The 22147-nt window shown below is 71.2% G+C and carries 22 protein-coding genes and 1 pseudogene; 14 read left to right on the top strand and 9 right to left on the bottom strand.

Translation table 11 applies throughout. The features are described from left to right. The first annotated feature begins 80 nt into the window (after positions 1-80). Positions 81-1487 carry an alpha,alpha-trehalose-phosphate synthase (UDP-forming) gene (locus H293_RS0137100; protein ID WP_028808521.1) on the top strand — a complete coding sequence of 469 codons (1407 nt, stop codon included), beginning with the start codon at positions 81-83 and terminating at the stop codon, positions 1485-1487. Between the two features lie 2 nt (positions 1488-1489). Further along, entirely contained in the window at positions 1490-2311 is an 822-nt protein-coding gene (gene otsB, locus H293_RS0137105; RefSeq protein WP_033416074.1) for a trehalose-phosphatase, read from the top strand. Positions 2312-2314: 3 nt separating this feature from the next. Here otsB and H293_RS0137110 read toward each other — a convergent pair whose 3' ends face one another. Both H293_RS0137110 and H293_RS0137115 read right to left on the bottom strand, forming a co-directional pair. Beyond that, positions 2315-2548, bottom strand: a complete 234-nt coding sequence (locus tag H293_RS0137110; RefSeq protein ID WP_020122865.1) for a DUF3263 domain-containing protein — start codon at positions 2546-2548, stop codon at positions 2315-2317. A gap of 33 nt (positions 2549-2581) precedes the next feature. Next, positions 2582-3838: an extracellular solute-binding protein gene (locus H293_RS0137115; protein WP_028808522.1), complete on the bottom strand. Its 1257-nt coding sequence runs from the start codon at positions 3836-3838 to the stop codon at positions 2582-2584. A gap of 120 nt (positions 3839-3958) precedes the next feature. Between H293_RS0137115 and H293_RS0137120 the strand changes: the two genes are divergently transcribed. The 4 genes from H293_RS0137120 (at position 3959) to H293_RS58630 (ending at position 7660) form a co-directional block, all read left to right on the top strand. Beyond that, the gene (locus H293_RS0137120) at positions 3959-4903 is read left to right on the top strand and encodes an ROK family protein (RefSeq protein ID WP_033416082.1); all 945 of its coding nucleotides are present in this window, start codon (positions 3959-3961) and stop codon (positions 4901-4903) included. A gap of 107 nt (positions 4904-5010) precedes the next feature. Beyond that, on the top strand, positions 5011-6141 hold the full coding sequence (gene nagA / locus H293_RS0137125; RefSeq protein WP_020122868.1) for an N-acetylglucosamine-6-phosphate deacetylase: 1131 nt from the start codon (positions 5011-5013) through the stop codon (positions 6139-6141). Positions 6142-6226: 85 nt separating this feature from the next. Then, complete coding sequence (locus H293_RS0137130) at positions 6227-7144, top strand: 1-phosphofructokinase family hexose kinase (RefSeq protein WP_020122869.1); 918 nt, start codon at positions 6227-6229, stop codon at positions 7142-7144. Between the two features lie 177 nt (positions 7145-7321). Next, complete coding sequence (locus H293_RS58630; protein WP_158694487.1) at positions 7322-7660, top strand: hypothetical protein; 339 nt, start codon at positions 7322-7324, stop codon at positions 7658-7660. Positions 7661-7928: 268 nt separating this feature from the next. On the opposite strand, the gene H293_RS0137135 is transcribed toward H293_RS58630, so the two are convergent. After that, positions 7929-8915 carry a carbohydrate-binding protein gene (locus H293_RS0137135; protein ID WP_020122870.1) on the bottom strand — a complete coding sequence of 329 codons (987 nt, stop codon included), beginning with the start codon at positions 8913-8915 and terminating at the stop codon, positions 7929-7931. 123 nt (positions 8916-9038) lie between these two features. After that, positions 9039-10694, bottom strand: a complete 1656-nt coding sequence (gene cdgB / locus H293_RS0137140) for a diguanylate cyclase CdgB (RefSeq protein ID WP_020122871.1) — start codon at positions 10692-10694, stop codon at positions 9039-9041. A gap of 338 nt (positions 10695-11032) precedes the next feature. Between cdgB and H293_RS0137145 the strand changes: the two genes are divergently transcribed. Next, positions 11033-11620: a flavin reductase family protein gene (locus tag H293_RS0137145; protein ID WP_078612776.1), complete on the top strand. Its 588-nt coding sequence runs from the start codon at positions 11033-11035 to the stop codon at positions 11618-11620. A gap of 42 nt (positions 11621-11662) precedes the next feature. Next, positions 11663-12145, top strand: a complete 483-nt coding sequence (locus H293_RS0137150; RefSeq protein WP_020122873.1) for a GNAT family N-acetyltransferase — start codon at positions 11663-11665, stop codon at positions 12143-12145. Here the strand turns inward: H293_RS0137150 and H293_RS0137155 are convergent. Together H293_RS0137155 and arfB are read right to left on the bottom strand one after the other, a co-directional pair. Continuing rightward, on the bottom strand, positions 12142-12984 hold the full coding sequence (locus H293_RS0137155; protein WP_020122874.1) for a sigma-70 family RNA polymerase sigma factor: 843 nt from the start codon (positions 12982-12984) through the stop codon (positions 12142-12144). The two genes, H293_RS0137150 and H293_RS0137155, sit on opposite strands and share 4 nt — an antisense overlap. A gap of 168 nt (positions 12985-13152) precedes the next feature. Next, positions 13153-13590, bottom strand: a complete 438-nt coding sequence (gene arfB, locus H293_RS0137160) for an alternative ribosome rescue aminoacyl-tRNA hydrolase ArfB (RefSeq protein ID WP_078612777.1) — start codon at positions 13588-13590, stop codon at positions 13153-13155. A 169-nt stretch (positions 13591-13759) separates the two neighbouring features. Here arfB and H293_RS0137165 point away from each other — a divergent pair, with 169 nt between their 5' ends. From H293_RS0137165 to H293_RS0137170, 3 genes and pseudogenes are all read left to right on the top strand, one after another. Next, positions 13760-14335 (top strand): TerD family protein, encoded by a 576-nt coding sequence (locus H293_RS0137165; RefSeq protein ID WP_007382914.1) that lies wholly within the window; start codon positions 13760-13762, stop codon positions 14333-14335. Between the two features lie 474 nt (positions 14336-14809). Beyond that, positions 14810-15118: pseudogene (locus H293_RS55605) on the top strand (Uma2 family endonuclease); the annotation flags it as partial. A 38-nt stretch (positions 15119-15156) separates the two neighbouring features. After that, positions 15157-15687: a GNAT family N-acetyltransferase gene (locus tag H293_RS0137170; protein WP_020122876.1), complete on the top strand. Its 531-nt coding sequence runs from the start codon at positions 15157-15159 to the stop codon at positions 15685-15687. A gap of 9 nt (positions 15688-15696) precedes the next feature. Here H293_RS0137170 and H293_RS0137175 read toward each other — a convergent pair whose 3' ends face one another. Beyond that, positions 15697-17136: a M1 family metallopeptidase gene (locus H293_RS0137175; RefSeq protein WP_020122877.1), complete on the bottom strand. Its 1440-nt coding sequence runs from the start codon at positions 17134-17136 to the stop codon at positions 15697-15699. Between the two features lie 40 nt (positions 17137-17176). Between H293_RS0137175 and H293_RS0137180 the strand changes: the two genes are divergently transcribed. After that, a complete protein-coding gene (locus H293_RS0137180) occupies positions 17177-17677 on the top strand; it encodes a hypothetical protein (protein ID WP_020122878.1) in 501 nt (166 codons plus the stop codon). A 20-nt stretch (positions 17678-17697) separates the two neighbouring features. On the opposite strand, the gene H293_RS0137185 is transcribed toward H293_RS0137180, so the two are convergent. After that, positions 17698-18384, bottom strand: coding sequence for a pentapeptide repeat-containing protein (locus H293_RS0137185; protein ID WP_259294606.1), 687 nt, complete (start codon positions 18382-18384; stop codon positions 17698-17700). A gap of 129 nt (positions 18385-18513) precedes the next feature. Between H293_RS0137185 and H293_RS0137190 the strand changes: the two genes are divergently transcribed. Together H293_RS0137190 and H293_RS0137195 are read left to right on the top strand one after the other, a co-directional pair. Next, positions 18514-19674: an NAD(P)-binding protein gene (locus H293_RS0137190; protein ID WP_020122880.1), complete on the top strand. Its 1161-nt coding sequence runs from the start codon at positions 18514-18516 to the stop codon at positions 19672-19674. A 63-nt stretch (positions 19675-19737) separates the two neighbouring features. Further along, positions 19738-20724 carry a zinc-binding dehydrogenase gene (locus H293_RS0137195; protein ID WP_020122881.1) on the top strand — a complete coding sequence of 329 codons (987 nt, stop codon included), beginning with the start codon at positions 19738-19740 and terminating at the stop codon, positions 20722-20724. Between the two features lie 14 nt (positions 20725-20738). On the opposite strand, the gene H293_RS0137200 is transcribed toward H293_RS0137195, so the two are convergent. Next, the gene (locus tag H293_RS0137200; protein WP_028808523.1) at positions 20739-22136 is read right to left on the bottom strand and encodes an NAD(P)/FAD-dependent oxidoreductase; all 1398 of its coding nucleotides are present in this window, start codon (positions 22134-22136) and stop codon (positions 20739-20741) included. Positions 22137-22147 lie beyond the last annotated feature (11 nt).

A 22147-nucleotide genomic window follows, 5' to 3' on the forward strand; every position in this document is an offset into this window, starting at 1 on the left:
AACGGGGCGTTCCGCATACGTCCGCGCACTGAGCGCAACCGTACGTTTGAGCGTTTCCGGGCCGGGCTAGGTTGAGGCGTATGGCTTCCACGTCTTCCGTGCAGGGTGCTGCCCAGGTATTGGTCGCGTCCAACCGCGGCCCGGTCTCGTACGAGGTACAGGAGGACGGTTCGCTGCGCCCCAGACGGGGTGGCGGCGGACTGGTCTCGGGCCTTTCGGCGATCGGTCCGGAGGCGGGCGCGCTGTGGGTGTGCTCCGCGCTCTCCGACGGTGACCGCGAGGCGGTGCGGCAGGGGGTCGGCGAGGACGGCGTCCGCATGCTCGCGATCCCGGCCGACGTGCACGCGGACGCGTACAACGGCATCGCGAACTCGGTCCTCTGGTTCGTCCACCACCTCCTCTACCAGACCCCGCTGGAGCCGTCCTTCGACGCGGAGTTCCGGCGGCAGTGGGCGTCGTACGAGACGTACAACCGCGCCTTCGCCGAGGCGCTCGCGGAGGAGGCGGCCGAGGGGGCGGCGGTCCTGGTGCAGGACTACCACCTGTGCCTGGTGCCGGGGATGCTCCGCGAGCTCCGCCCCGACCTGCGCATCGCCCACTTCTCGCACACGCCGTGGGCGCCGGTGGACTACTTCCGGATGCTGCCGGACGACATCGCGGCCCAGGTCCTGCGGGGCATGCTCGGCGCCGACCGGCTCGGCTTCCTCACCCAGCGCTGGGCGGACGCCTTCACGGCCTGCTGCACGGAGTTCACCGACGGGCTCGGGGAGACCCGGATCGGGGTGCACGGCCTTGGCGCGGACGCGGACTTCCTGCGCGCCCGCTCCCACGAGGCCGATGTCGAGGAGCGGATCGTCGCCCTGCGCGAGGAGATCGGCGCGGGCCGCAGGACGATCGTGCGGGTGGACCGGACCGAGCTGTCCAAGAACATCGTGCGCGGGCTGCTCGCCTACCGGCGGCTGCTGGAGTCGCGGCCGGAGTGGCGGGAGCGGGTCGTGCACGTGGCGTTCGCGTATCCGTCGCGCCAGGACCTCGCGGTCTACCGGGACTACACGGCCGAGGTGCAGCGGATGGCCGAGGAGATCAACGACACGTTCGGCACGCCCGGCTGGACCCCGGTCCTGCTGAATCTGAAGGACGACTTCGCGCGCTCCCTGGCCGCGTACCGGCTGGCCGACGTGGCGCTGGTCAACCCCATCCGGGACGGCATGAACCTGGTCGCGAAGGAGGTGCCGGTGGTGTCCGACGAGGGGTGCGCGCTGGTGCTGTCGCGGGAGGCCGGCGCGTTCGCGGAGCTGGGTGACGACGCGGTCGTGGTGAACCCGTACGACGTGGAGCAAACGGCGGCGGCCCTGCACGAGGCCCTGACGATGCCGGCCCACGAACGGGCCGAACGCGCGAAGCGGCTCGCCGCGGCGGCGACGGCACTCCCGCCCGCCCAGTGGTTCCTGGACCAGCTGAACGCACTGAAGGCGCTGAACGGGTGAGCATGAACCTTCCCACGCCCACCACCCCCGCCGGCCAGGAGGGCCTGCGCGTACTCCTCGCGGAGCCGCGCCGCGCGGTGATCGGCCTCGACTTCGACGGGACGCTCGCGCCGATCGTGGCGGACCCCGAGCAGGCGCGGGCGCACCCCGAGGCGGTGGCCGTCCTCGCCGCCCTGGCACCGAAGGTGGCGTCCGTGGCGGTGATCACCGGCCGCCCGGCCGAGATCGCGGTCCGCTACGGCGGCTTCGCGGACGTCCCCGGCCTGGAGCACCTGACGGTCCTGGGCCACTACGGCGCCGAACGCTGGGACGCGGCGACCGGCGAGGTCACGGCACCCGAGCCGCACCCGGGCGTGGCCGCGGTCCGTGCCGAGCTGCCGGCGCTCCTCGACGGGACCGGCGCCTGGATCGAGGAGAAGGGCGGCCGGGCGGTGGCGGTCCACACCCGCCGGGCCCCGGACCCCCAGGCCGTCTTCGACGCCCTGCGCGTCCCGCTCACCGACCTGGCCACCCACCACGGCCTGATCGTCGAACCGGGCCGGCTGGTCCTGGAACTGCGCCCGCCGGGCATGGACAAGGGCGTGGCCCTGCTGACCCATGTCCGCGAGCTGTCCGCCGCCTCCGTCCTCTACGGCGGCGACGACCTGGGCGACCTGCCCGCCTTCTCCGCGGTCGGCGACCTGCGCGCCGCCGGCACCCCCGGCCTCCTGGTGTGCAGCGGCAGCGACGAGGTGACGGAGCTCCGGAAGCGGGCCGACCTGGTGGTGGACGGCCCGGCCGGTGTGGTGGGCCTGCTGCGGGACCTGGCGGAGCGGCTCACCTGATCCTCAGCGCTCCGCCCGCCGCGTGTCCCGCACTCTGCGCAGCCGGTTCACCGTCACCGGGTCGAAGGCCAGCGCGCGCTCGTCGTCCAGCAGGGCGTTGAGCAGCTGGTAGTAGCGGACCGGTGCGAGTCCCAGTTCCTCGCGGATCGCCCGCTCCTTCGCGCCGGGGCCCGCGAAGGAGCGGCGCTCCAGCGCGAGGATGTCCCGCTCCCGGCGGTCGAGTTCCGCATGCTCCATGCCCGGAACCGTAACGCCCGCCACTGACGGCGACTACTCCGCGTTCCGCGCGGTCAGCTGCAAAGCGCGCAGCACCTCGGTGGGGCTCCCGTCGGAGCTCACCGCGGAGCCGATCCGCTGCTTCACGGCCGCGCTGACCGAGGCCCAGGACGTCTTGCTCACGGGAGGCAGCTCCGCGAAGGGCAGCGCGTCGAGGAAGGGCTTGAGGTCGGCGTCCCGGGAGGCCCGGCTCATGACCTCGGACGCGGAGTTGGTCACCGGCAGCAGGTCGTACTCCCGGGAGAACGCGAGGACGTTCTTCTCGCTGTAGACGAAGTCGAGGAAGTCGCCCACCTGTTCGGCGTGCCCGTGCTGCCGGAAGGCCATCATCCAGTCGGCGACGCCCATGGAGTTCCTGGTCCGTCCGTCGACGCCGGGCATCGGCACCATCCCGAACTTCACACCCTTCTCGGCGGCGATCTTCATCAGCGAGGGGTGCCCGTTGAGCATCCCGACGTCCCCGGCGGCGAACGCCGAGAACGCGGCGGCCCGGTTCAGGTTCTCGGGCGCGACCGGTCCGGTCAGTCCCTTGCCGACGAGGTCGTCCTTGAGCCAGGTCAGCGTGGCGGCGTTCTCCTCGGAGTCGATGCCGTACGTGCCGACGTCGTCGACGTACCCGCCGTGCCCGCTCAGCAGCCACTGCATGGTCTCGGCCTGCGCCTCCTCGGGGCCGAGCGGCAGCGCGTACGGGTACTTCACCCCGTCCGCCTTGAGCGCCTCGGCGTCGGCGGCCAGCTGCTTCCATGTCTTCGGCGGGGTGAGCCCGGCGTCGGCGAAGAGGGTCTTGTTGTAGAAGAGCAGCCGGGTCGACGCGGCGAACGGCATCCCGTACTGCATCCCGTTGATCCGCCCCGCGGAGCCGAGCTGGGAGACGAAGTCGGCCTGTTCCCGGATCCCGATCAGCTCGTCGGCCGTGTACAGCAGCCCCTTGTCCGCGTAGTCGGCGTAGGCGCCGATCTGCGCCATGTCGGGCGCCTTCCCCGCGTCGGCCAGCTCCTTTACCTTGCGGTCGACGTCGGTCCAGGAGTACACGCTGACGTCGATCTTCACGCCGGGGTGCTTCGCCTCGTACTCCTTGACGAGCTTGTCCCAGTACTTCTGGGAACTGTTGGCCGAGCTGTCGCCGTAGTCGGCGGCGACCAGCTTCAGCGTCACCTCGTCCGATCCCGCGCCCAGCCCGCAGCCGCCGAGGACCGCCGTCATACCCAGTGCGGACACCGCCGCGATCGTTCCCGTCCTACGCCGCCGCACCGGCAACCGCCCCACACTCACGTTCGAAACTTTCGAAAAGTCATACATATCTCGGAGCTTAGGTCTACACCACGTGAGTGGACTAGACCTCTTGTGGGTCAACGGGTCACACTGTTCCCCGTGAGACATGTCATCGCCCTCGACGTGGGCGGCACCGGGATGAAGGCGGCCTTGGTCGGCGCGGGCGGCGAACTCCTGCACCGGGCCCGCCGGGCCACCGGCCGCGAGCGCGGACCGGACGCGGTCGTCGACGGCATCCTCGACTTCGCCGCCGAACTGCGCGCGTACGGCACCGAGCACCTCGGCGCCCCCGCGGCCGCGGCCGGCGTCGCCGTTCCCGGCATCGTCGACGAGGCCCAGGGCATCGCGGCCTACGCCGCCAACCTGGGCTGGCGGGACGTCCCCCTGCGTGACCTGCTCACCGCCCGCCTCGGCGGCGTCCCGGTCGCCCTCGGCCACGACGTCCGCACCGGCGGCCTCGCCGAGGGCCGCATCGGAGCCGGCCGGGGCACCGACCGCTTCCTCTTCGTCGCCCTGGGCACCGGCATCGCGGGCGCGATCGGCATCGCGGGCCGGGTGGAGGCGGGCGCCCACGGATTCGCGGGCGAGATCGGCCACATCGCCGTACGCCCGGGCGGCACGCCCTGTCCGTGCGGCCAGCGGGGCTGCCTGGAGCGGTACGCCTCCGCGGCGGCCGTGAGCGAGGCCTGGGCCTCGGCCACCGGGAACCCGGAGGCGGACGCGGCGGACTGCGCGAAGGCCGTGGTGGCCGAGGACCCGAGGGCCCGCGAGATCTGGCAGCACGCCGTGGACGCCCTGGCCGACGGCCTGGTCACCGCCCTCACCCTCCTGGACCCCCGCACCCTGATCATCGGTGGCGGCCTGGCAGAGGCGGGGGAAACCTTGTTCACACCGCTCAGGGAGGCGGTCCGAAGCCGGACCACCTTCCAGAAGCTCCCGACGATCGTCCCCGCGGCCCTGGGCGACACGGCGGGCTGCCTCGGTGCCGGCCTCCTGGCCTGGGATCTCCTCGACACGACCGACAGTTCGGAGGCAACTCGCTGATGGCAACCCCCCTAGGGGCGCGGGACAGCGCTGAATCTGCGGCTACCGCCGCGCGGGCGCGACCAGCCGCGACGCACCCGCACCCCGCACCGGCCGGAACCCCCCTGGTGCTCTCCGGCGCCAACGTGGTCCTGCCCACGGGAACGGTCAAGAACGGCCAAGTCGTCATCGAGGGCACGCGCATCACCGCGACAGCCCCCGAAAACGCCCACGCCATCGACGTGACCAACCACTGGCTGGTCCCAGGATTCATCGACCTCCACAACCACGGCGGCGGCGGAGCCTCCTTCACCTCGGGCACCGTCGACGACGTACTCAAGGGCATCCGCACCCACCGCGACCACGGCACCACCACCCTCGTCGCCTCCACCGTCACCGGCGACATGGACTTCCTCGCCCAGCGAGCCGGTCTGCTGAGCGAGCTCGCCGAGCAGGGCGACATCGCCGGCATCCACTTCGAGGGCCCGTTCATCTCCCCCTGCCGCAAGGGCGCCCACTCGGAGGAGCTGCTGCGCCATCCCGACCCGGCGGAGGTCCGCAAGCTGATCGACGCGGCGCGCGGGCAGGCGCGGATGCTCACCCTCGCCACCGAACTCCCCGGCGGCATCGACTCCGTACGGCTCCTCGTCGAACACGGGGTCATCGCGGCGGTCGGCCACACGGACGCGAGCTACGAGCAGACCGTCGAGGCGATCGACGCGGGCGCGACCGTGGCCACCCACCTCTTCAACGCGATGCCGCAGATCGGCCACCGCACGCCCGGCCCCATCACCGCCCTCCTGGAGGACGAGCGGATCACCGTCGAGCTCATCGACGACGGCACGCACCTCCACCCGGCCGCGCTGCAACTGGCGTTCCACCACGCGGGAGCGAAGAGGGTCGCCTTCATCACGGACGCCATGGACGCGGCCGGCTTCGGCGACGGGCGTTATCTGCTCGGCCCCCTGGAGGTGGAGGTCAGCGAGGGAGTCGCCCGGCTCGTGGAGGGCGGCTCGATCGCCGGCTCGACGCTCACCCTGGACCGCGCCTTCAAGCGGGCGGTGACCTTCGACCGGCTGCCGGTGGAGGACGTGGTCGCGGCGATCTCCGCCAACCCGGCCCGTCTGCTGGGGATGGACGACCGCATCGGCTCCCTGGAGCCCGGCAAGGACGCCGACCTGGTCCTCCTCGACCATCAATTCGACCTCAAGGGCGTCATGCGCCGGGGGGAATGGGTGGTCGATCCCCAACTGGGGTGATCTGTCACGCTGTTGGGGCCGGGACGGTCCTGGGAGACTGGACGGGCACATTCTGTCGTCGGGGGACACGTGGGAGGTCGGCCAGGTGATCCTCACGGTCACGCTGAACACCGCTCTCGACATCACCTATCGCGTACGGTCGCTGCGGCCGCACACCAGCCACCGGGTCACCGAGGTCGTCGAACGCCCCGGCGGCAAGGGCCTGAACGTGGCCCGGGTGCTGGCCGCGCTCGGCCACGAGGTGACGGTCACCGGCTTCACGGGCGGCGCCACGGGCCGCATCGTCCAGGACCGGCTCACCGCCGTACCGGGCCTGGTGGACGCGCTCGTCCCGGTGACCGGATCGACCCGGCGCACGATCGCCGTCGTGGACGAACGCTCCGGCGACACCACCCAGCTCAACGAACCGGGTCCGACGGTGACGCCCGCGGAGTGGTCGGCCTTCCAGGAGGCGTACGAGGATCTCGTCCCGTCCGTCTCGGCGGTGGCCCTGTGCGGGAGCCTGCCGCCGGGCGTGCCGGTGGGGGCGTACGCGGGCCTGATCCGCACGGCGAAGGCGGCCGGGATCCCGGTCCTCCTCGACACCAGCGGAGAGGCGCTGCGCCGCGGGGTCGCCGCCCGCCCCGACATCCTCAAGCCGAACGCCGACGAACTGGCGGAACTGACCGGCTCCCACGAGCCGTTGCGCGCGACGCAGGACGCACGGCGCCGGGGCGCCCTCGCCGTCGTCGCCTCCCTGGGCAAGGAGGGCCTTCTCGCCACGACTGCGCAGGGCCGCTGGCGCGCCACCCCGCCCGCCCCGGTACCCGGCAACCCGACGGGCGCCGGCGACTCGGTGGCAGCGGGCCTGCTGTCGGGCCTGGTGGAACAACTCCCCTGGCCGGACCGCCTGACCCGCGCGGTCGCCCTGTCGGCGGCGACCGTCCTGTCCCCGGTGGCGGGCGAGTTCGACCGCGCCGCTTACGAGGACCTGCTTGCACGTGTCGTAGCCGACAGGGCCTGAACAAGTATGCGCACCGCGCCACGAAGGCGATCTTTTCAGCCAATATTCGAACTAACGCGCGAATCTATGTAGCCGTCACATAGAGTGGCAAAGATTTATTCCCGAGGAGGTCAAATGAATTAGAAGGTCGGAGCAGCCATCACAACGGCCGCCACACTAGCCGCCACCGCACTCAGCATGAGCCCCGCCCACGCCGAGGACTACCGCTGGTGTTCAACCACTGGAGCCAACGGCGGCGTCACGATAACCAACTGGACCGACCCGGGAGCTACGGTGGGACTCTCAATCGGGCTAAATGACACGAAGGCCGACAGCCACCACGTTCGGATCAGGATTCTTAGCAAGCAGTCCGGCGGCAACGTTGTTCACTGGCCGTGGCGCAAGCATATGGGTGGAGCAGGCACAGGAGACAGCTGGGACACCACCGCATCGGACGACAGAGGCCTCTTCGAGATAGGCGTGGAGGTGGCGGTGTTCGAAGGTGATCATAAGCTGAACTCTTGCACCGATTGGTAATGGCCAACCTGACCGTGGGGTGCGTTCCTCGTAGTGTGGCGCGGCGCTCTGGTGTGCCACTGCTCCGGACGGTGGTTGCACCACGCATCACCTGTAGAACTTGTATCCGGGGCGGCGACCTCGAATTGGCCATAGGCGTCTGCACTCCACACGCACAGCGTCGGCCGGGGCCTCCCCAGGGCCCCGGCCTTTGTGGTGAGAGCACGATCGTGGCGTCTACTGCTGCAGAGCATGGCAAACCGGGTGTAACGCGGGAGGTCAGCGCGGCCTAGCTCGTGACCTGGCCCTCCTTGATCCACACCTGGTCCAGGAGGACGTTGCACTGGTCGCCGTCCGCGCAGGACAAGGTGATGGTGTTGGTGCCCTTGGTGAGGGTGGGCCAGTTGTATGTGGTCGTCCAGCCCTTGGCGAAGTCGCCGTCGGCCGCCTTCGCGTAGTTCTTCAGGTTCAGTTTGCTGCCGAAGACCTTGCCGTTGACAGAGAGGGTCATCGCCTGGTCGTCGCTGGTAGCGCTGTAGCGCGCGAACACCGTATACGTGCCGTCCGAGGGAATGCCGTTGACGGTCCACGTCACCGAGGCGCCCACGTTGTTCAGGTTTCCGACATAGATGCCGCCGTCGGACTGGGCACCCGCGACGTCCGAGGCGAGAGCGGCACCGCCGCCGAGACGCAGGGCCTTGGCGTCGATCGTCTTCTGGTACTCCTCGCTCGCCTGGCTAGCGCCGCTACTCGACGCACTCGGCTCCGAGCTCTGCGACGCGCTCGGGGTCGTCGAAGGCTTGTTGCCGGCGTCGTCCTTCTGGTCGTCGCCGCCCGCCATCGCGATGCCGATGCCGATGACCACCGCGGCGACCACCGCGATCGCGCCGATCAGCAGACCCTTGGTGTTGGGGCCGCCGCTCCGGCCGCCACCGCTCCGGCCGCCACCGCTGTGGCCCGGCATGGGCTGCTGGGTGGTGGGCGCCGAGCCCGGGAAGGTCTCGGGGGCCGCGTAGTGGGCGCTGGGCTGGCCGTAGCCGCCCTGGGCCTGCTGCTGCGGGACCTGGCCGTACGGGGCGGTCTGCGCGGCCTGCGCCTGCTGCTGGCCGTACTGGCGCTGGCCGACCGAGCGGGACCGGTTGACGGAGTTCGGATAGCCGTAGCCGTAGCCGCCGCCGGAGGGCGGCTGGGCCCCGTTGGCCTGGCCGTCGGCGTAGAGGTAGCCGAACGGGTCTTCGTCCTCGGGCGTGCTCGCGCCGTTGTTGCCGGACGTCATCCCTTGGTACTCCTCAACAGGTCTGCGGATCGGATGCGATACGTGGAGTCAGAATGGCGAGCCTACCCGCTCCTGATGGCCCAAACGGGTGACTCGGATCGCATCAGCTCGCTGACCTGGGGCTCAGCCCGCGCGTCTGTGTTGTTTGGGACGAGATCGTTTCTCGACGTACATCCGCTCGTCGGCGGACTTCAACACTTCGTCCGCGGTCATGCCGCAGTGCGCCCAGCCGATGCCGAAGCTGGCACCGACCCGCACGGCCCGGCCCTCGGCCCGGATGGGCTGGATGATCTCGTTGCGCAGGCGTACCGCGAGGTCCGCCGCGTCGGCCTTGCCGAGGCCGTCGGCGAGGATCACGAACTCGTCGCCGCCGAGCCGGGCCACGGTGTCGCCGTCGCGGACGCACTGGGACAGCCGCCGGGCGACCTCGATGAGCACCGCGTCGCCCGCGTTGTGCCCGAACCGGTCGTTGATCGACTTGAAGCCGTCGAGGTCGCAGAAGAGCACCGCGAGCCCCTTGGTGCCGTCGTCGCGCTCCCCCTCGGGGGCGACGGTGTGCACATGGTGGTCGAAGGCGGCGAACGCCTCGGTGCCGCCCTGCCGGAAGTCGAAACCGTGGCCGTTGGCGTCGAAGGCCGGGTGGCCGAAGGCCGCGTCGACCGGCTCCAGGGCGCCGGTGTGGGTGGGTCGCTGACACAGCCGGGAGGACAGCCGCGAGCGCAGCTCGGCGGAGTTCGGCAGGCCGGTCAGGGAGTCATGGGAGGCACGGTGGGCGAGCTGGAGCTCGCGGCGCTTGCGCTCCTCGATGTCCTCGACGTGGGTGAGCAGGAAGCGCGGGCCGTCGGCGGCGTCGGCGACCACCGAGTTGCGCAGGGACACCCAGACGTAGGTGCCGTCCCGGCGCCCGAGGCGGAGCTCGGCCCGGCCGCCCTCCGCCGAGGTGCGCAGCAGGGTGCCTATGTCCTCGGGGTGGACCAGGTCGGAGAAGGCGTAGCGGCGCATCGCGGACGCGGGGCGGCCGAGGAGGCGGCACAGGGCGTCGTTGGTGCGCAGGATGCGGCCGTGCTGGTCGCCTCCCATCTCGGCGATGGCCATCCCGGAGGGGGCGTACTCGAAGGCCTGCCGAAAGCTCTCTTCACTGGCCCGAAGGGCCTGCTGTTCCCTTTCGAGCCTGACCAGCGCGCGCTGCATGTTCGCGCGCAGACGCGCGTTGCTGATCGCGATGGCGGCCTGGAACGTGTACATCTGGAGCGCTTCGCGGCCCCACGCGCCCGGCCTGCGGCCGTTGCGCGGCCGGTCCACGGAGAGCACGCCGATCAGCTCGCCGCACTGGCCGCCCTGCACGCCCGGCGTGTACATCGGCGCGAACAGCCGGTCGGAGGGGTGCCACTCGTCCTCGAAGCGGGGTGCGGGGCCGTCGGTGTACCACTGCGGGACGTCGTCGTCGTCGAGGACCCAGCCCTCGGTGTGCGGGATGAAGACCAGGTCGCCCCAGGTCTCCCCCATGCCCAGCCGGCGCTCCCAGGACTCGCGGGAGCCCACCCGGCCGGTGATCAGCGCCTCGGCGGCCTGGTTCCCGGCGAAGGCGGCGACCACGAGGTCCCCGTCGGGGCGCACGAGATTGACGCACGCCAGCTCGTAGCCGAGTGCGGTGACCACGCCGTTCGCGACGGTCTGCAGTGTGTCGGCCAGGCTGCGGGCCGTGTTCATGTCGGCCATGACCTCGTGCAGCTGTCGCAGGGACGCAAGGCGGACGTACGGCTCCGACTCGCTCTCCATTGCTCGCCCTCCCCCCGAGACCTCGCAGCGAATCAAGGGTTCTCTTCGGCGTATCTTCAGTGCGGTTTCGTTGGTGCGGCTCCGTCGGTACTTCCCGCCACTGAATCACAGCGCGCTGCCCACTCGGTACACAGGGTCAACAATTGGCGCCCCTTGTGACTCAAGTCACAGCGAAAGATGAACAATTGAGTGGGGTTTCTGCGTTTTCCCTGTGCGTTTACTGAACGCAAACTTTGGGTGTTTGTGAACGCCGTGCGCATCTCCGCCGGTAGACCTAGGTCCGGCCTCGGACGAAGGCCCGATGCGGTGCGCCCGGAGGTGACACTAGCGTTTCCGGCGTGCCGAACACTCCTGCCGCCACTCCTGCCGCCACCGTGCCGATGATCCCTCCGCCCGCTTCCGGGCATGCTGTGGGGGTGAGCAACGACGAGTTCCGCGCCGCCATGTCCCGGCTGGCCGCGGGCGTGGTCCTGGTGACCGCGTTCGAGCCGCCGCTCGACGCCGAGGGACCGAAGGGCGAGGACGTCGGCATGACGGCGACGGCGTTCCTGTCCGTCTCCCTGGACCCGCCTCTGGTGCTGGTCAGCCTGCGTACGGGCTCCCGGATGGACGACCTGCTCGACGAGCAGCCGCTGTGGGCGGTGTCCGTCCTGTCCGAGAGCCAGCGCCACATCGCCGGCCGTTTCGCCATGAAGGGCCGCATCAGCGACCGCCTCCTGTTCGAGGACATCCCCTACGTCCGCGGCAAGGCCACCGGCGCCGTTCTGGTGGGCGGCGCCCTCGCCACCCTGGAGTGCCGCACCGAGCAGCGCGTGGAGGCCGGCGACCACACCCTGGTGATCGGCCGCGTCCTGACGGCCGACGTGCCGAGCGCGGACGGCGGCCCGCTCATGTATTTCCGCGGCAGGTACCGGCAGTTGGGATGAATTCCGTGGCGGCGCGCCGTCGGCTCACCCTAAGGTCACCGGATGACATTCGCACCCCGCCTCGAGGAGATCACACCCGGGAATTTCGAAACGGCGACCGGCATACGCGTCCGGCCCGAGCAGGAATTCGCGGTCTCCCCCGTGATGCGGTCCCTTGCCGAGGCGTACGTCCATCCCGCGGGCGTCGCCTGGCCCCGCCTGATCGTCGACGGTGACCGCACGGTCGGCTTCCTGATGGCCTTCCTCGACATCGACTGGCGCGCCGACGGGGGCAGCGTGCGCCGCTCCGGCCTGTGGCGGCTGAACATCGCGGCCGACGCCCAGGGCAGGGGCTACGGCCGTTTCGCCGTCGAGTCCGTCGCCGCGGAGCTGCGCCGCCGGGGCACGAAGGAGTTGTACGTCACCTGGCACGACGGCCCCGACGGCCCGGCGGAGTTCTACCTGAAGCTCGGCTTCCGCCGCACCGGGGAGCTGAGCGAGGACGAGACGGTGGGTGTCCTGGACCTCCTCCAGAGAGGGGTCTAGAGGAGGGTGACGGCCGTCCGCGCCGCCCGCGCCGGGTCCGTGGTGATGTCGATCATGGCGATCCGGTCGTGTACGAACGTGAACGCGAGCGTCCGCTCCACCCGGCCGTCCGCCAAAAGCGCGATGCCGGTCGCCCCCTCGACGAGAGCGGGCACGGGGACACCGACCATGTGCCGCGAGTAGGTGGCCGCGCCCTTGGCCACCGCGAGGGCCCCCGTCGTCACCCCGGCCTCCGTGCGCACCACTACATCCGGGTCCAGGACCTCCAGCAGCCCGTCGAAGTCGCCTTCACGCGCGGCGGCGAGGAAGGCGTCGACAAGTTCCCGCCGACGCGTCGGATCGGTCTCGGTGGCCTCGGCGCCCCGCACCCGGCGCCGCGCCCGGCTGGCGAGTTGGCGAGTGGCCGCCGGGGACTTGCCGACGACGCCGGCGACCTCGTCGTACGGGACGGCGAACAGGTCGTGGAGGACGAAGGCGAGCCGTTCGGCGGGGGTGAGGGTGTCGAGGACGACGAGGAGGGCGCTGCCGACCGAGTCGGCGAGGAGGGCGTCCTGCTCGGGGCCGGGGACGGTGGCCGGGACCGGCGCCTCGGGCTCCAGGGGCTGCTCGGCACGGGACCTGCGGGAGCGGAGCATGTCGAGGCAGACCCGGCCCACGACCGTCGTCAGCCAGCCCCCGAGGTTGTCGACATGGCTGGTGTCCGACCGGCTCGTCCGCACCCAGGCCTCCTGCACGGCGTCCTCGGCCTCGGCGACCGAGCCAAGCATCCGCTGCGCCACCGCCCGCAGCTGCCCCCGATGGGCCTCGAACCGCTCGGCCAGGAAGTCCTCGTCGCGCATGGGGTCACCGCTCTCGTCAGTCGTCAGCTTTCGGTCAGTTGACGGATGAGAGGGTGAGGATGTGACGCGCCCCCCATAGGGGCGCGGGGCTGTAATCGATCTGCGGCTACCGCCGCGTGGGCGCGACAAGCCACGACGGCGCCGCACCCGACCGACGGCCTGGAGGCGTTAGCCCCAGTCCCGCCCCGACCGCCCCCGCTTCGTGTCCGACCGCGCCTTCTTCTCCCGCAGCCGCCGCTCGTTGATCCCACGAGGAATCCTGGTCGCCCGCCGCGGCTTGGGCGGGGGCGCGGTGGCCTCGGCGAGCAGCGCCGCGAGGCGTACGGCCGCGGTCTCCCGGTTGCGCCACTGCGAGCGGTGCTCGGAGGAGCGGACGGTGACGACCCCGTCGACGAGCCGTCCGGCCAGCTTGGCCAGCGCCCGCTGCTTCCACACGTCGGGCAGGGACTCCGTGCGGGCCAGGTCGAACCGCAGCTCCACCTGGGAGTCACTGGTGTTGACGTGCTGGCCACCGGGGCCGGAGGAGCGCGAGAAACGCCACATGAGCTCGGCCTCGGGAAGGGAGACGGAGCCGCGGATGACGTGGGGACCGGACATGGGGTCCATGTTCCCGCCCCTGACCGGTCCACGTCACCCCAATATCGCCCGCCCGTCCCCCGCCCCCGCTTCGGTAAAGAAGGCAAAGAAGCGGGGAACCTTCGACACCTCTCGCGGCGTTCATAGAGGTAGCTGTAGCTTCGTGCCCGTTACATAACGAGGGAAGGGACTCCCAACAATGGCTGTAAGCCTGTCCAAGGGTGGCAACGTCTCGCTCACCAAGGAGGCTCCGGGCCTGACCGCCGTCACCGTGGGCCTCGGCTGGGACGTCCGCACGACCACCGGCACGGACTTCGACCTCGACGCCTCCGCGATCGCGGTCAACACGCAGGGCAAGGTCTACTCCGACGCCCACTTCGTCTTCTTCAACAACAAGCAGACCCCGGACCAGACCATCGTCCACACCGGTGACAACCGCACCGGCGAGGGCGCGGGCGACGACGAGGCGATCAACGTCAACCTGGCCGGCCTCCCGGCCGACATCGACAAGATCGTCTTCCCGGTCTCGATCTACGACGCGGAGAACCGCTCGCAGAACTTCGGCCAGGTCCGCAACGCCTACATCCGCATCGTCAACCAGGCCGGCGGCGCCGAGATCGCCCGCTACGACCTCTCCGAGGACGCGGCCACGGAGACGGCGATGGTCTTCGGCGAGCTGTACCGCAACGGCGCGGAGTGGAAGTTCCGCGCGGTCGGCCAGGGCTACGCGTCCGGCCTGGTCGGCATCGCCACGGACTTCGGCGTCAACGTCTGACGTTCCACCACGCTGAACTGAACGGGAGCCCCCGGCCGCACCGGCCGGGGGCTCCCGTCTGTGGGCGGAAAACGATGTCTCACCGGCATCTGGAAACCGGGGCTTCGGCGGCGACGGCGCTCTTCCCCAAAGAACTCCGGGTGAAAGCAACCCCACCAAGCCCCACCCCTCCTCCCACCGCGAAGTCGCAGCTCACTTGCCCGAGTGAACATCGCCAACTCAGCTGGATTTCGCCCCGGTTGCTTGCTCTACGCTCAGCGCGACACAACCGCAGACCTGCTGCGGACATACAACGGCCCTCGCTGGGACTGGCATCCCGATGCGAGGGCCTGACCACCAAGGAAATGCACCTTCCCGATGGACACGCAAAACCCTAGCGCGCCCTCGCGCGCCCAGTCCCGTACCGCGGGCAAAAACCACCCTCACGCGGGTGGCGTCGTTCACGAGAACGCCCGCCACACCGAACGCTTCACGGTGATCGCATGGACGGACCTGAACGTCGAGGGTCCCATCGACCCTCACACAGTCATCGCCGCCATCGAGATCGTCTCCCGATCCAACCCGGACAACGACTGGGTCACCAAGATCCGTGACTACCCCCTGATGGGCGTACCCGTCTACGCGATCTTCGACCCCCGCAGCGCCACCGGCGCCGTCCTCACCGACATCCACCCAACCCCCGACGGCCCCCGATACGCCACCCGCAAGGACTTCGTCTACGGCGAGGACGTCACCATCGGCGACTGGACCATCTCCACGGACGGCCTGCCGCGCTACAGGGACCGAATGGCATGCGGCGGGGAGCAACTACTCTGCCCGCCATGCTCCTCACCTCCCTCCCCCTCACCCCCGACCACGACATCCCCGCTCCCCTCCTCACCGAGCTCACCGCCCTCTACGCCGCCAACCACGAGTTCTTCTCACTCAGCGGTGACCTCCCGGACCCGGACGACATCCGGCCGGAGCAGGTGGCGGCCGCGCTGGCCGAGGAACTCGCGCATCCGGACGCGGAGGTGCTGCTGGCGCGCAGCGAGGGCCGGCTGGTCGGCATCGCGATCACTCTCGCCCACCACCCCGACCCGGCCGACCCGGACCCGTGGATCGGGCTGCTGATGATCGACGCGGGCGTGCATCGGCAGGGCCTGGGGCAGCGCCTCGCGCGGCTCGTCGAGGACCGTTTCCGCACCGAGGGCCGGACCGCCGTCCGCCTCGCCGTCCTCGACGGCAACGACCGCGCCCTCGCCTTCTGGACCGCCCTCGGCTACGAGGTCATCGACCACCGCCCGGACCGCGAACACGGCCGCCCGTGCGCGGTGTTGCGCAAGCCGCTGGACGAGCCGGGACGGTCCTGACCCGCTCCCTCAGGCCCGGTCCGGCTTCCCGTCCCCGTACAGCCACTCCTCCCAGATCGGGCCGAAGTCCTCGTCGGGGGCGAGATCTTCGACGTACGTCGTGAAGTCCTCGGTGTCCACGGTGCCGTGGCGGTGGGTGGTGGGCCAGTCGCGGAGGAGGGCCTTGAAGGCGGTGTCGCCGAGCCGCTGCCGGATCTTGTGGAGGACCATCGCGCCGCGCTGGTAGACGGGGGTGTCGGACAGGTGCGCGGCGCTCGACGGCTTTCCGGGCGGGAAGGACCAGAGGTCGTCGTAGTCGTCCTCGCCGTGCGCGTACAGCTCGTCGAAGGTCTTCTGGGCGCTGTCGCCGCCGTGGTCCTCCGCCCACAGCCACTCGGCGTAGGTCGCGAAGCCCTCGTTGAGCCACATGTCCTGCCAGGTCTTCGGCGTGACCGAGTCGCCGTACCACTGGTGGGCGAGCTCGTGGACGAGGGTCTCGGTGTCGGGGGCGCCGGGAAAGAAGGGGCGGTTCTGCGTTTCCAGGGCGTACTCGGCGTCCCCCTCGCGGTCGACGATCGCGCCGGTGGAGGAGAAGGGGTACGGGCCGAAGGTGTGCTGCTCCCATGTCATCACGGAGGGGAGCTGCGCCAGGACCTTCCGGCTCGCGGCGGCCTCCCTCGGGTCGACCGCGACGTACACGGGCAGGCCGCCGGGGAGGGTGGAGGTGTGGATGTCGTAGTCGCCGATCGCGAGGGCGGCGAGGTAGCTCGCCATCGGTTCGGCGGTGTGCCAGTGGGACGTCGTACGGCCGCCGGCGGTCCTGCTCGCCGTCAACTCGCCGTTGGAGACGGCCTGGAGGCCCTCGGGCACGGTGATCGTGAGGTCGTAGGACGCCTTGTCGGAGGGGTGGTGGTTGCCGGGGAACCAGGCCATCGAGCCGGTCGGTTCGCCGAGGGCCACCGCGCCGTCGTCGGTGGGCAGCCAGCCCTCCTCGGAGCCGTCCGGGTCGGTGATCGTCTTCGGGGTGCCGGAGTAGGCGACGGTCACACGGAAGGCGCGGCCCTCGTCGAGGTCGTCGTGCGGGCGTACGGTCAGCTCCTGGCCGGTGCGGTTGAAGCGGGCCGGGTCGCCGCCGACGGTGACCTTCTCGACGTCCAGGCCGTCGAGGTCCAGGTCGAAGGCGGTCAGGTCCTGGGTGGCGCGGGCGGTGAGGGTCGCCGTGCCGGACAGTCGCGAGGTGTCCGGGTCGTAGGCGAGGTCGAGGGCGTAGTGGGTGACGTCGTAGCCGCCGTTGCCGGACTTCGGGAAGTAGGGGTCGCGCAGGCCGGAGCCGCCGGGGGTGCCGTGCACTCCGCCGTCGCACGCGGTGAGGGCGAGGGTTCCCGCGAGGAGCAGGGCGGCGGGGACGCGCAGTGCGACGGGGATGCGCATGCGCAGGGCGACGGGGACGAGCGGCGCGGATCGGGACACGCCGGTGATCCTATGAGGGCCGCGTGACACCATCGCCTACGTGCTCGACATCGGCTACGCCCTCTCCAACCGTTTCCCGGACCCCCCGCAGACCGACTACCGCCGCGCGGACGTCCACGCGCTGCGGCACGACCTGTTCTGCGGAGACGTGTATCTCGCGGACACCAAAGAGGACCGGGAACTGTCCACAGCCTGGGGATGGGTGCCGGTGCTCGACTTCGCGTGGGCGCTGTGCGACATCGTGGAACTCCTGGACCGCGACCCGGCGGGCTCCCGCGCCTCCCGCCCCCAGTACGCCGAACTCGACTTCACCGAGTCCACCGACCGCATGCTCTTCGAGCGCCGCTTCGGCTGGGTGGACATCGAGGCCGACTGGATGCGCGTGGAGGAACCCCCGCTCACCTTCTCCCACGCGGACCTGCGCCGCGAGGCCCGCGACTTCCTGCACGACCTGATCGCCGATCTGGTCGACCTGCACGAGGACCTGGGCGAGAACCCGGCGATCTGGACGCTCCAGGCACGGTTCCCCAGGGTGAAGTGATCACGGAGGGCCGGCCCCCGTCAGCCCTCCACCCGAATCCCCACCTCCGCCGCCAGCACCGGTGCCAGATCCAGCAGCTGGGACGGGCTGATCACCGCCCCGGCGAGGCGGTCGACGCCCCGGGCGATCTCCAGTGACGCGGCGCCGCGCAGGTCGACGTCCTTGAGGGTGGCCGCCGTGAGGTCCACGCCCTTCAGGGCGCAGTCCACGAACTCCACGCGCTCCAGGCGCGCGCCCCCGAAGTCCGGTTCCACCAGGACGCAGCTCTCGAAGACGACGTCCTTCAGGACGGCCGTGCGCAGGTTCAGGTAGTCGATCTTGCCGCCCCGGATCACGACCCGCTCCAGCGCCGCCCCGTGCAACTGCACTCCGCCGAGGCGGGCGTCGATCAGCTCGACGTCCCGCAGGGTCGACTCCGCGAGGTCGGTGCCCACGCCCCGTATGCCGGTGAGGACCGAGTCGAGGAAACGGGCGTGGTGGAGCCGGGTCTCGTCCAGCGCGCAGCTTCTCAGCGCGCAGTCCATGAAGCGGGCCCCCGCCCCGTCCTGCCCCACGAAGTCCGCCTCCAGGAACTCCAGCCCGTCGTAGTCCCCGTCCGGCTCCAGTTCCCCTCCCCCGTGCGGCTCCAGCGGCGGCAGCCGCACCTCGGGGCGCCGCGCCCCCTTCACCCTGCTCGCACCGCTCGCACCCGTCGCTCGCCTCACCATGCCCCCATCCTGCACCCCACCGCTGACAATCCCCCTGACCTGCGCAAACAGCCCTCATGTCACATTCCGGTGCCCTCAATCAGTCATACCGACGAAGACACGACCCCGAGCAGAGGGAGATCCCCAGCCATGCACCGCATCACCGTCATCGGCGGTGGCCTCGCCGGGCTGACCGCGGCGATCACCGCCGCCGAGGCGGGCGCCAAGGTCACCGTGTACGAGGCCCATCACACGCTCGGCGGCCGGGCCAGGACCAGCGAGGGGCCGTACCGCACGAACGACGGCCCGCACGCCCTCTACAACGGCGGCCCGCACTGGTCCTGGCTCCAGCAGCGCGACCTCATCGGACCGCTCGCCCCGCTCCCGCCCCTGGAGGCGGCCCGGCTGCGGCTGCGGCACAAGGGCGCACTGCGCCGCACCCCGCCCTTCGCGATGCTCAAGCTGCTGCGTCACAGCGCCCAACAGGCCCCCGCCGACGTCGACTTCATGTCCTGGGCCACCGGACAGGCCGGCGAGGAGGGCGCCCGCGCCGCCGCCCACTACTCAGCCGTCGCCCTCTTCCACCACGACCCGGGCGCGCTGTCCGCCGCGTTCGTGCAGGAACGGCTCCGGCGTGCCACCAAGCTGCCGCCCGAGGCGCACTACCCACGCGGCGGCTGGGCCGGCGTCGTCGACCGGATGGCCGCCCGCGCCTGGAACCTGGGCGTCCGGATGGAGACTTTGTCCCGCGTCGACGCCCTGCCCACCGACACCCCCGTCGTCGTCGCCACCTCCCTCGACGCGGCCCGCCGGCTCCTCCACGACGACTCGCTGACCTGGCCGAGCGGCCGTACGACACTGATCGACCTCGCTCTGCGCACCCGGCGCGGCGACGCCTTCGCCGTCTCCGACCTCGACTCCCCCGGCTGGATCGAACGGTTCACCGCCCAGGACCGCACCCTGGCCCCCGCGGGCGAACAGCTCCTCCAGGGGCAGATCCCGATCGCCCCGCACGAGACCAGGGCCGACGGCGTCGCGCGCGCGGAACAGCTCCTCGACCTCGCCTTCGACGGCTGGCGCGAGCGCGTCACCTGGCGGCGCGAGTCCGTCGCGAACGGCCGCACGGGAGCCGTCGACCTGCCCGGCACCAGCTGGCGCGACCGGCCCGGCATCGACCGGGGCGACGGCGTCTATCTCGCGGGCGACCAGGTCGCGGCGCCCGGGGTGCTCTCGGAGGTCTCCTTCAACAGCGCGCTCACCGCCGTGTCGCTGGCGCTGGGCCGGAACGCCCTTGACCTCAAGCATGCTTGAGGTCGGAGGGTGGCTGCACACCGGGTCCACACCGGGTGCACCTACCAAGGAGGGTTCCATCCCATGCACGCCATCCGCCTGCACACCTTCGGCCCCGCCGAGAACCTCACCTACGAGCAGACGGAGGATCCGGTACCGGGCCCCGGCCAGGTCCGTATCGCCGTACGGGCGGCCGGGGTCCACCTCCTGGACACCGCCCTGCGCGAGGGGCAGCAGGGGCCCGCGCCCCGGCCGACCACCCTTCCCACCATCCCCGGCCGCGAGGTAGCCGGCACCGTCGAGTCCCTCGGCGAGGGCGTCGCCGGCCTGTGGCTCGGCAAGCGCGCGGTCGCCCACCTCGGCTTCGCGCCCGGAGGCTACGCCGAACTCGCCGTCACCGACGTCGACCGCGTCCACGAGATCCCCGGCAACCTGGACTTCGCCCAGGCCGTCGCCATGATCGGCACGGGCCGTACGACCATGGGGATCGTCCAGTTCGCCGAGCTCGGCCCGGACTCCGTGGCCGTGATCCCGGCGGCGGCCGGAGGCATCGGCACACTGCTCGTGCAGTACGCGAAGAACGCCGGCGCGACCGTCGTCGGCCTCGCGGGCGGCCCCTCGAAGACGGCACGGGTGCAGGCGAACGGCGCCGACCTCGCCGTCGACTACAAGGACTCCGCGTGGCCCGGCAAGGTCCGCGCCTTCCTCGGCGGCCGGCCCGCCACCGTCGTCTTCGACGGGGTGGGCGGGGACATCGCGCGCGCATCCGTGGCCCTGCTCGGTGACCGAGGCCGAGGCCGACACATCGTCTTCGGCTGGTCCGGCGAGGGGATACGCGACGGCCGGCCCTACCTCGTCGAAGGCGTCTCCGAGCAGGTCCTCGGGCCCGTGATGGCCCAGCGGGCGGGCGGCCCGAACCCCCTCCGCACCCTCGAACTCCGCGCCCTCACCGAAGCCGCAGCGGGCCGCCTCACCCCCGCCGTACAACGCTTCCCGCTCACCGAGGCGGCCACCGCGCACCGGGCCCTGGAGACCCGCGGCACAACCGGGAAAGTGGTCCTGGAGCCCTGACCCGCCCGAGAAGGTCAGTGCCGCCCGGCGATCCGATCGGCCCACCGCGCCAGCCGGGACGACTCCGCGCTGTGGCCGGCGAGCTCCCGCCGGTCCGCCGCACGGTAGGTGGCGTACATGCCCTGCACACCCAGCCAGCGCAGCGGCTCCGGCTCCCACCTGCGCACCTTGTGCCCGACCCAGGGCAGTTCGGTGAGCTCCGTCCGGCCGCCCTGGCCGGAGTCCTGCTGAACCAGGTCCCGCAGGGTGCGGGCGGCCAGGTTGGCGGTGGCGACGCCCGAGCCGACGTAACCGCCCGCCCAGCCGATGCCCGTCGAACGGTCCAGGGTCACCGTCGCGCACCAGTCCCGCGGCACCCCGAGCACCCCCGACCAGGCATGCGCGATCCGCGTCCCGGCCAGCATCGGGAAGAACCCCACGAGGATCTCCCGCAGCGCCTCGACCGTCGCCGCCTGCGTCCGCCCGTCGTTGTCGGTACGCGAGCCGAAGCGGTACGGCACCCCGCGCCCGCCGAGCGCGATCCGCCCGTCGACGGTGCGCTGCGCGTACATGTAGGTGTGCGCCATGTCCCCCAGCGTCTGGCGCCCCTCCCAGCCGATCGCCGCCCACTGCTCGTCGGTCAGCGGCTCGGTGGCGATCATCGAGGAGTTCATGGGCAGCCAGGTCCGCTTCTGGCCCTTCAGCGCGGCGGTGAAACCCTCGGTGCAGCGCAGCACATAGGGCGCGCGGACCGTGCCGTACGGCGTGACCGCGTGCTTGGGCCGGATCTCCGTCACCGGCGTCTGCTCGTGGACCGTGACACCCAGCGCCTCGACGGCCGCCGCGAGCCCCTTCACCAGCTTCACCGGATGCACCCGCGCCCCATGCGGCGTCCACGACGACCCGACCGCGTCCGCGACCCGGACCCGCTCGGCCGTCTCCCGGGCACCGTACAGCTCACGGTCCTTCTCGCCGTACGACAGCTCGTGCTCATGGAAGGCCCTCAGCCGCGCCAACTGCGCGGGCGTACGCGCGACTTCGAGCACGCCCCCCTTGTGCAGCCCGGCGTCGAAGCCCTCCTCCCCGACCACCCGGACGACCTCGTCGACAGTGTCGTTCATGGCCTTCTGGAGACGTACAGCGGCCTCGTGGCCGTGCAGCCGCGCGTACCGGTCCCGGCCCGCGATGCCGTTGTAGAGCCAGCCGCCGTTGCGCCCGGAGGCGCCGTAGCCGCAGAACTTCTGCTCCAGGACGGTGATCCGCAGGAAGGGCACGGCCTTCTTCAGGTAGTACGCCGTCCACAGTCCCGTGTACCCGCCGCCGACGATCACGACGTCCGCCGACGCGTCACCGCCGAGCGGCTCCCGCGCCTCGGGATAACCGTCGTCCGCGTACCAGAAGGAGATGCCGCCGTTCACGACCCTGCTGCTCATGGCCAGGGACG

It is taken from the genome of Streptomyces canus 299MFChir4.1, from assembly GCF_000383615.1.
GTDB lineage: Bacteria > Actinomycetota > Actinomycetes > Streptomycetales > Streptomycetaceae > Streptomyces > Streptomyces canus_C.